General features: G+C 64.9%; 7 protein-coding genes and 1 pseudogene. 3 read left to right on the top strand and 5 right to left on the bottom strand.

The genetic code is table 11. The features are described 5' to 3' along the window. On the bottom strand, positions 1–543 hold a 543-nt coding region (locus A2J02_RS18115), incomplete at its 3' end, for an MBL fold metallo-hydrolase (protein ID WP_156516279.1). Between the two features lie 414 nt (positions 544–957). Here A2J02_RS18115 and A2J02_RS18110 point away from each other — a divergent pair. The 3 genes from A2J02_RS18110 (at position 958) to A2J02_RS27805 (ending at position 2,115) form a co-directional block, all read left to right on the top strand. Then, positions 958–1,416, top strand: coding sequence for a class I SAM-dependent methyltransferase (locus tag A2J02_RS18110; RefSeq protein WP_080733148.1), 459 nt, complete (start codon positions 958–960; stop codon positions 1,414–1,416). Positions 1,417–1,754: 338 nt separating this feature from the next. Continuing rightward, on the top strand, positions 1,755–1,910 hold the full coding sequence (locus A2J02_RS27810) for a hypothetical protein (RefSeq protein ID WP_155288742.1): 156 nt from the start codon (positions 1,755–1,757) through the stop codon (positions 1,908–1,910). A 55-nt stretch (positions 1,911–1,965) separates the two neighbouring features. Beyond that, the gene (locus tag A2J02_RS27805) at positions 1,966–2,115 is read left to right on the top strand and encodes a hypothetical protein (RefSeq protein ID WP_155289453.1); all 150 of its coding nucleotides are present in this window, start codon (positions 1,966–1,968) and stop codon (positions 2,113–2,115) included. Between the two features lie 152 nt (positions 2,116–2,267). Here the strand turns inward: A2J02_RS27805 and A2J02_RS28965 are convergent, their stop codons facing one another. From A2J02_RS28965 to A2J02_RS28335, 4 genes and pseudogenes are all read right to left on the bottom strand, one after another. Beyond that, entirely contained in the window at positions 2,268–2,714 is a 447-nt protein-coding gene (locus A2J02_RS28965; RefSeq protein WP_308198557.1) for a hypothetical protein, read from the bottom strand. 584 nt (positions 2,715–3,298) lie between these two features. Further along, positions 3,299–4,510, bottom strand: coding sequence for a TniQ family protein (locus A2J02_RS18095; protein WP_068051818.1), 1,212 nt, complete (start codon positions 4,508–4,510; stop codon positions 3,299–3,301). Between the two features lie 17 nt (positions 4,511–4,527). Further along, positions 4,528–5,493, bottom strand: coding sequence for a TniB family NTP-binding protein (locus A2J02_RS18090; protein WP_231893887.1), 966 nt, complete (start codon positions 5,491–5,493; stop codon positions 4,528–4,530). 4 nt (positions 5,494–5,497) lie between these two features. Next, positions 5,498–5,699 (bottom strand): annotated as a pseudogene (locus A2J02_RS28335) (Mu transposase C-terminal domain-containing protein); the annotation flags it as partial.

Here is a 5,699-nt window from a genome sequence, read left to right as displayed (position 1 = left end):
CGTGACGAACGACCGCTTCAGACTGCGGAAGATCTGTTTGGCACCCTCGAAACGGGTGTCGACACCGTCGGCAGCTTCGTCGAGTAGGTCCGGGCGGCCGAGATCACCGGCAAAGACGAAGTCGCCCGTCAACATGTATCCCGGAGCATCGGCGAAGGCACCGTCGGTCACCAGGAACGAGAGGTGCTCCGGGGTATGACCGGGCGTGTGAACGGCTTGCACGGTGATGTTGCCCAGAGCCAGCGTGTCGCCATCGTGGAGGCGTTCGGCCTCGAAGCCGTACTGCCAATCGTCGCCGCCCTCTCCTGAGACGTAGGTGACCGCCCCGGTGGCCTTGGCCAGCTCGCGAGTGCCGGACAGGTAGTCGGCATGGATATGGGTCTCGGTCACGGCGGTGATGGTCATGCCATGCCGATCGGCCAGATCCAGATACACACCGATGTCGCGGCGGGCGTCGACCACCACTGCCTCTCCTTTGGCCTGGCAGCCGATGAAGTATCCGGCTTGGGCGAGGTCTTCGTCGTAGATGCGTTCGAGAAGCATCGAAATCTCCTTGTCGATCGTGGCGGCGTTCGTATGGGTGTCAAGAATCCACGGTACCCCGTGGGGTATTTTTGCAGGTTCTGTGCGTCGAGGCGCACGGTTCCGATTCCTGCGGGGTGGAGGTGAAGTGGGCGGCATTCCACTGGGCGACCAGGGGCATCGCAACCGACTGATCCAGCGAGGCGCAACGACTCACAGCGCCACCGCAGCGGTTGCCGACCATCACGTCCTCCTCAGCCGTCCGGCACTCGCCGACTCGGGGCGGACGAGGGAATTTCATTCCTCCCGAGTGTGACGTTTGTCAGAATTGGCGACTAGCCTCATCCATAATGTACGTACATCCGTACGATCAATCAAGGAGAGGGTGGCGTATACCTCGGCACGTGTCCTTGCACCACCTGCTCGAACGCCGGAATGACCTTCCAACACGACTGCTGTCGATGCAGTGCACCTGGCCTCAATGACCACCAATGTCGTGACCACACGGCTCGCGCCCACACCGACGTCAGACCGGATGCGCACCCGCCGCTCGGGGACGCTCACGCTCTGGACTTCCCCGATACATCCTTCGACACCATGGTGTGCACGTTCTCGCTCTGCGCCATCCCAGCCCCGGACATCGCGCTCTCGGAAATGTCGCGAGTGCTGCGTCCAGGTGGAACAATGCTCCCCGCCGATCACGTCGCCTCGTCGATCCGGCCGGTTCGATGGATCCAACGCGCCCTGAAACTGGTGAGCATCCCGATCGGTGGCGTGCACTTTCTGCGACGGTCCTCGCTCGCGATCACCGGTGACGAGAGCTTCTCCATCGAGGACATCGACCGGTTCACTCTCGGTCTCGTCGAGCGTCTTCACGCCCGAAAGGTGTCCTGAACGGGCAGGTACGATGGGCGCGGCACGCGCGGCCGACCATATTCCGGTACTTCTGCCTCGACGAACGCGAGAAGCCGCTTCAGCAGTGCATCCGCACGGTCGTCGAGCGTTGAATCGACGCCACCGAGTAGCTCGTGCGCGTCCCGGCGTGCCTGGGTCCCGTATTCGTAGTATCCGGGGTCGAGTACCGAAGCCGAGGCGGGCTACGGGACGAGCTGTGCGCTCGGTTGCCGTGCCTGCACCGAGTGGAGTCGGTGCACAGGTACTCGCCCGTCCAGGTGGGCTCGAACGATGTCGGCGACCGCACGGGACGTGAGTGGGGTCGCAATCAACGGGGTGTGGCCCAACCGGTCGATCGCAGTCGACAGCGGCTGCCGATCGGCCGGATCGACGTACCGGTCGAATCCGCCGAGTCCGGTACCGCCCACGGCATCGAGAGCATTCGGGTACTCGGATACCGCGTGCGATGGCCCAGCACCTCCAACAAGCGCTGATACACCATCCGCGGCGAGATACCCCGCCCCCGTCAGTGCCGGGGGAAGTGACAGTGTGGACGCCGCGGCCTGTGTCGATACGAAGGGCGTCGATCCTTGGATCGGCGGTGACATTGCAGTGCCGCAGGGCCGCGATCTGGGTGTACGGCAGACCGGTCGAGGCGAAGATCAGGACGCGGGCGTCTCGCCGCGCGAACAGTTCTGACGGCCAACCGGATTCGGGGAGGCGGGCGATGATGCCGCCGATCACGGCTGCCAGCTCGTGCAGGCGCGCCGTACGCGCCACGTCCAGCGCAGCCCGAACGATCTCCGCGCGCCCCGGAGGGGGTAACAGCTGCCGGGAATGGGTGCCGTCGATCACCGCGATCCGGCGGCGTTGGGTCGTCGACGTAGCGAGGTGCACGTGGAGGACGCCGCGACGACCTGCAGCCAACGTACCCACGCGCAGACCGGGCAGGATTCGTGACGGCCGGTGAACGGTAGGGCTTTGAAGGCCCCGACGCCGTCCTGATCGGTCTTCGACGCCCGAATCCGTACGTGCGCACCGTCGAGGCGGTCGCGGCGGACACCGCCGCATTCGAGCGCCACGAGTTCGCTACGACGAAATGCGCCGGTATAGCCCATCAGAAGCAGCGCGGTGTCGCGCCGTTTGAGGACCTCCGACGCCCACCCGGTCACACTGAGACGTGCATGATCGACGATGGTGGTGATGTCGGAGGTCAGCAGCGGTGCGCGTGGATTGCGTGGCCGCTCGCCCGCCGACGCGTAATCCCGCCGAATACTGGCGAGGGTGGCGCGGACCATCTCGTGCCCGCCCGGGTTGTCGTGTCTGGTAGCGCGGTGGCGTCCGCGCGACCGCCGCGATCCATTTGCCGAACGTCGCCGGCGCATACGCCCGCATCCCGTCGTCGACGGTGAGCGTGTCCGCCGGCGGCGACGAGATAGGCCGCCACCGTCGCGGGATGCGCCGGTAACGAGATATACCCGGTGGCGGCGCACCAGGTTTCGAAGCGTCTCCACGCCGAGGCGTAGGCCCGCCGGGCGCCGGCGGAGCGAGACGCAGCGATCGAGCGCTCGATCCGAGCGGCAACCTCCGGCGGTAAAGCAGGAAACACCGCCGCACCACCCGACACGCAGCCGGAACCGTGTTCGAGCCGTCCGCGAGCTGGCGTTCTGTCATATGCAGGACTGTAGCGGGCACCTCCTACACATTTATCGAACAGAAACTACGCTCACCTGGCGTTTCCTCAAGGACGGTGCGGGAAGGAAAATTCTCGTCGGTCACCGCACATTTAAAGTTGGTGACTACGGCCCCCGCGCGACAACTGGCTTCTCGGCTGACGCCGCGTATGCATCGTCGCGGACAACCCCGCTCCATCGGGCGATAGCTATGTCGGCGGATGTTGCAGCGGGATCCCGTGGTCGAGGAACAGTTGCACCGTCTCATCCAGCTCCGCTGCGGTGCTGCACCCCCAGCGTAGGAAGTTGTACAGCGACCTGGCGGATGCGGGATCGACGCGCGCTGCCGCGATGGCGGCCTCGGCCGCAGCGTGCGCGTCGGCCCATAAATCGCGCTCGGGTGCGGGATAGGACGAGCGCGTCGGAGCTGTCCCGGGATCGACCGGCTCGTAGGGTCGTGGGCGCAGCAGAGATGCGTGTGCACCGCCGGCGTCGATCTCACCGCTCTCGACCATCGCGATGCCGATCGCTGCGGCCTCGAGGACTGTCGCCTGCTCGTCCCAGTGCAGGTCCTCGAACGGAACCCACGCGGTCCGGAGCGGGCGAGAACGACCGGCGGCCTTCCAGATCGCAACGAGTCTCGTCGCCCACCGTCCGGTGCGAACCAGTGGTGTGGACACTTCGTCGACGACGGTGCGCAGAAGCCGGAACCACACTGCGGCGTGCACCCGGCCTGGGCCGAGTTCCACCCATCCCGTTGTCAGAGCCTCGGTGCTGCGCCGATCGAGGTCCGTGACCGCTGAGGGAACCGGAACGGGCGAGACCCGTTCGTCCGAACCGAACCGGACCTGATCCCAGAAAATTGCATGACCAGGGAAAGCAGAGCAGGGTTCGAGTCGACAACGGTGGTCGAGGCAGCTGCTCAGCACCGGATATTGATGCAGCAGAGTCATGTTGATATCAGCAGTGGATTCGAGGCTGTCGACACATGCCGGGCATGCCCGACTGCGCGGAGTGCTCGCCCACGGCAACCATGCCTTGCTCGTAGGTGTGCGACGTCGTCGATCCTGCCTCGCGAGGTCGGCTGGTAGCAGGACCGAGAACTGGTGGACGTAGGTGTCGAAGTCGCAGTCGGCGGGGTCGGTGCTGTCGAGCAGCCACGGTGTCCACCCCGCCAACGTCATCATCCGCACCCTCTCTACCGGGACTACGCCGCGACCGGCCAGCTCGGCGAGGATCGGCTCCGGTGTGTAGCGGTCGAGATCCTCGACAGCACAATCGATATCGAGGTCTGCAAGCAGGTCAGAGGGCCTGATGTGCGGATACAGCTCGCATATCCGGGCCAACCAGGACGAGAGGGCCTCACCTGGCAGTGGCTGCGGATGCAGCGGCCACGGGCGAACGTACGCATCATCGGGCATCGCCGCGAGCCGCGCGTTCACGCGAGGTGGCGCTCGAACTGGCGGCGTCGCTCGGTGGGACCGAGGTACGGAGTGCGCGTGAGCACCGATGAGGTGATCGCTTCCTCTCCGCTGTCGACGGCGGTCACTGCTGCGGCAGTGAGCAGCGTTGTCAGTTCACCGATGGTGCCCTCGGAGCGAGTGAGGAGGTAGTCGGTCATCTCCGGTGATGTCAGGTGCGAGGGTTTACGGAGAGGGAAGCTCGTGGTGAAGCTGGCCAGCAGTGATCTGGTGTCGGCAGTGTTGGTCCAGACCGGCAAAGTCATGGGGTGGAATCGGTTCTCCAGCTGGGGATCGGTCCGGATGGCGAGGTAGGCGTCGCGGGTTCCGACAGCGACGAGAGGAATGCGTAGTTCGTTGCCCAGGAACCGCAGCACGTTCAAGAATTCGCGGCGGACGTTGTCGCGGCCGGCGAGGACGTTGTGGAGCTCGTCGATGATCAGCATCCGAACCCCGGTCGCTCGCAGCAGCGTGATCGCTTGCTGTTCGAGTTCGTGGACTCGGCTCCGTGGCCGGATCGGCGTTCCGAGGGCAGCAAGCATCGCCAGGTAGAACCGTGCGGGTGCCGGGTCCGGAGGCATCTGCATGCACAACACCGGTATCTGCTCGCGATCGGGCAAGCTGACAGTGGGGTGTGCACGGCGGAACTTCTCAACGATCATCGACTTGCCGTTGTTCGTCGGTCCGATCAGAAGCATGTTCGGCATTCGTTGTCGATCCGGCCACCCCAGCAGCGTCTCGAGGTGCTCGATGACCGACTGTGCACGCGGATACCCGATCCACCGTTCGGCCCGAATGTGCCTGATGCGTTGTGCAGCAGGCAGAATCGCGATGGATCTGACCGAAATTCGCAGGTGGGTGAGGTCCGCGCGATCGACGTCGATGTCGTCGTCGCTACGGTCGTTATCGTCGCCTTCGAGAGCGCTGCGGGCGTCGTTGTTCATCGATTCACCATTCTTCGATGTCGTCGAAGATCGGAACCGACACGTCGTCGGTGCCTGGATCATGCTCGGGCGGGCTCTGCGTGTTCGGTGGTGTGGCGATGCTGCTCAGGTGGGCACGGCGAGTGCGATTACGTCGGGCTCGTTTGGTGTCCCGCTCTGCCGACGTGGCTACCTGACGCATCTTCTCGATCATCGCGAACAGAGCG

Source organism: Rhodococcus sp. EPR-147 (genome assembly GCF_001647185.1).
In the GTDB taxonomy this organism is placed as follows: Bacteria; Actinomycetota; Actinomycetes; order Mycobacteriales; family Mycobacteriaceae; genus Rhodococcoides.
Note: the sequence above shows the minus strand (reverse complement) of the source record. Positions and strands in the feature narration are given on the sequence as shown.